The 275-nt window shown below is 65.5% G+C and carries 1 pseudogene; it reads right to left on the bottom strand.

The features are described 5' to 3' along the window. Positions 1-275 (bottom strand): annotated as a pseudogene (locus tag AAEY83_RS14785) (amidohydrolase); the annotation flags it as partial.

Here is a 275-nt window from a genome sequence, read left to right on the forward strand (position 1 = left end):
GGCCACGGTCGGGCCGGGCAGGGCGCCTTTGAGAATGGCGACAATGCCGGTGCGGGCGACGCCGGTTTTCACTTCCAGGCCCATTGCTTGCAGCTGTTTGGCGACCAGTTCAGCGGTGCGTTTTTCAGTGTTGCCAAGTTCTGGATGAGCGTGAAGGTCGCGGCGGGTTTCGAGCAGCTCCGGTTCGAGCTTCTGCGCCTGCTCGGCGATGCGCGTGCGGGCGCTGTCCATCGTCGCGGCACTGGCGTGGCTGGCGACCAGGGTGAGCAAAAGGG

This window comes from Psychrobacter sp. TB20-MNA-CIBAN-0197 (assembly GCF_040309765.1).
Classification (GTDB): domain Bacteria; phylum Pseudomonadota; class Gammaproteobacteria; order Pseudomonadales; family Moraxellaceae; genus Psychrobacter; species Psychrobacter submarinus.